At 44.2% G+C, this 2883-nt stretch carries 2 protein-coding genes; both read right to left on the bottom strand.

Going from position 1 to position 2883, the window contains the following annotated elements; all coding sequences use genetic code 11:
• The coding region (locus tag KGY70_20280; protein MBS3777542.1) for a hypothetical protein at positions 1 to 2596 on the bottom strand (2596 nt) is incomplete at its 3' end.
• An 8-nt stretch (positions 2597 to 2604) separates the two neighbouring features.
• The coding region (locus KGY70_20285; protein ID MBS3777543.1) for a hypothetical protein at positions 2605 to 2883 on the bottom strand (279 nt) is incomplete at its 5' end.

Consider the following 2883-nt stretch of genomic DNA (forward strand, 5'->3'; position numbering starts at 1 on the left):
TGGCAACCCGTAAGAAGGTATTGCCAAGATTTTCGCCTTCTTTCTGCATATCCTCCAGGAAGGATTTGTCGAATACAGATTGGTCTGTATCAACTACAGCGTCAAATAAAGCATCCGCATATTGCCCGATCATTTTCTCCGTCATATCAGACAATAGCGCCTTCATACCTTCGCCATCTTCCTCGAAATATTTTTGTACGTAATGAGACGGAAACCATGCAGGATCTTTAGAAATGATTTCTTGTAATCCTCCGCCAATTGCTTCATTTAAAGTTCCTAAAACACTATCAAAATAATCAATAATGGCGCCTTCAATTTTTTCAGTTGGGAGATCTGCACTTCGTTCATTTACTGCGGCAAAAAAGTCAAATTCACCAGTTTGGGCAGTCCCTCGTTTATTCACAAGCTCTTCGTATTCTTTTTGCTCTTTGCCTGCCCCAAAGCTCGCCCAAGGCTCATGGTAACGATCTCCGCCAAAAATCGAAGAGAAAATTGCTGGTCCAACATAAGGTAACACAAAATGGCTTGCAGCTGCCATACTTCCTTGGCTCGGATCTCCTGTTACTATATCCCCAACGCCTTTAGTGGCTTGCCAAGGATCGGAATACCAATTTTTTGGCATCCCGGTTTGACTATAAGCATAGTCGGCAGTCTCTGATAAACCGATTGCTCCTGCTGCTGGTCCTGCTGGTCCCATCGCAGATCCAAAGGTTGTGCCGGGAGTGGCCATAGTTGCGCCTTCTCCACCCACGGCAGTAGGCACAGTCATGCTTCCGGCAGTCCCCGGAATTGTCATAGATCCTAAACGACTCAACCCAGGAATGCCGAGATCGCCTCCACCGCCTTCAGAATCCCTGCTTAGTAGCTGCTGAACAAATCCGCCGTCACTGCCCGTAAACAGTCCAGCGCCTTTGATATCCTCGCCTTGGAATATTTTCCGTGTAATATCAACTGCCGCCATTTCAGCGATCATGCGCTTGAACATATCCAAAATGGAGCCGAAAAAATCCTCCCACGAATGAACTTGCCCATCCAGCATGTCGTGGATACTATCCGCAAAATTGCTTTGAATATTTTCAAGCATGTTTTCGTAGAGCTTATCGATCTCAGATGTAGTCTCTTCGTTTTCTTTTTCAATGGTACGCAGATACTCTTCCCAGGCTTGCCCACCTCCCCGCAGATAGGTATTAAGACTTATTAATCCTTTTCTATAGAGATCATTTAACTTGTCAACTTCTACAAGAGCTTCCTCAATTGGATATCGTGTTTCTTCCCAAATTCGTTTGGCTTCCTGGAGGTCCTCTAAATTGACATCAAATTCGGGGAGGTCCGGTTTGCTAAATGGCAAAATTTTTGCTGTTTTTTCAGCCTCTTCACGAACTTTCTGTTGAGCTTCAGCTTGGTCATTAATGGATTTTGTAAATTCTTTTTGCGGGGCACTCATTTGTTCGAGTGTGAGTTTATAACCTACAAGCTCCTGTTTTAACTCGGCTATTTCATGCCGTTGTTCTTTTAGTGATTCCTTGGTAATAGCGTCTGTTGCGCCTAAAAAATCACCCCAAAGATCACCTTGATGTTCTCGAAAAGCCTCGGCCTGTTTCTGGTATATCTCAATTTTTGTTTCAATTTCTTGTTCAAGTTTTTTTACCTGCTCTTGCAAAATCTCTTTGTCTGATTCATGGAGAAAATCAACAAGTTTTTCTGCTGCGCCATAGACTTTACCAAAGCCTTCTGCCAAATTTGAAAGTTTTTGAGGCAGGTCCTGGGTTATAAATTCATCGTTTTCTGCAACCCAATCGGCCATATTATCGGCAGCCTGGCCGATTTCGGGAGCAAGTTGCAAAACCGTACGCATAAAAGATGACTCTATCACCGCACCAAGATCATCAATACTGTCTTTTGCCTGCTCCGATTTACGCAGCATGTTTTCATCAATTTCGATCCCAAGCCGCTCATAACGTTGTTCCAACTCCCGAGCATTTTTCGCCATGTTTGTAAAAGTTGCAGCCTGCTCACGCCCCACTGCGGCTGTGGCGATTCGTGTCGCATCAACCTGCCCTTCATATTTTTTCATTTGCTGAAGAACAATGTCGAAAGCTTTGCCGGTAGAATCAGCGTTTTTGATCATCTCCAGGGTTTCGTCATTAACATCCTCGAGGCGATTAATCAGTGGGCCGCTACCGGTTTCAAGATCTGACATTCTAGAAGCAAACTTTTTTAATCCTTGATCCAGTTTGTTCGTTGCAACCCCGGAGCGCTCAGCTATATAACGATATTCTTGTAACGCATCTGTGGTAACACCAATAGAGTCAGCAGTTTTGGCAATCTTATCTGCCGCATCAATATTTTGTTTAATAAGATAACCAAGACCAGCAGCTCCGGCTGCGGCGCCCATCGCAGTTTTCCAACTAAATATTGCCTTTCCTGCTCGTCGAGCTGTACCTCCCATCGTATTCAAGGTTCGGTTAAATCTGCTTGTTTGTTTATCTGCTTGACGTGCCTGCGTGTCAGTGTTACCTAACGCTTTATTGACACGACGCACTCCGGATTCAGCTTTTTCAGAATCAACAGCAACTCTTATTTTAACATCAGTCATATGGGACCTCAGAAATTAACTTGACCTTTTTTGTCCTGTGTGCCTTTTTCAGCCTGCCGGCGTTCTTCTTTCCATTCAACAAGGGCCTGATCTTGGATTCGCACAAAGTATCGCAAATCTTCAAAATCTTCACCAGTAATTCTATATGCTCGGGCATAGTTATTAATAGCAGAAAAAGGGATCGACATAACGCCTGACATTGCTGGTGGCCGGTCTGTACAGAGTTCATGAAAAGCCTCTTTGTAAAATTCAAGCCCTGGTTGAAGCTCAGGCCATTTTTCGATAGC

Source organism: Bacteroidales bacterium (assembly GCA_018334875.1).
In the GTDB taxonomy this organism is placed as follows: Bacteria; Bacteroidota; Bacteroidia; order Bacteroidales; family UBA12077; genus JAGXLC01.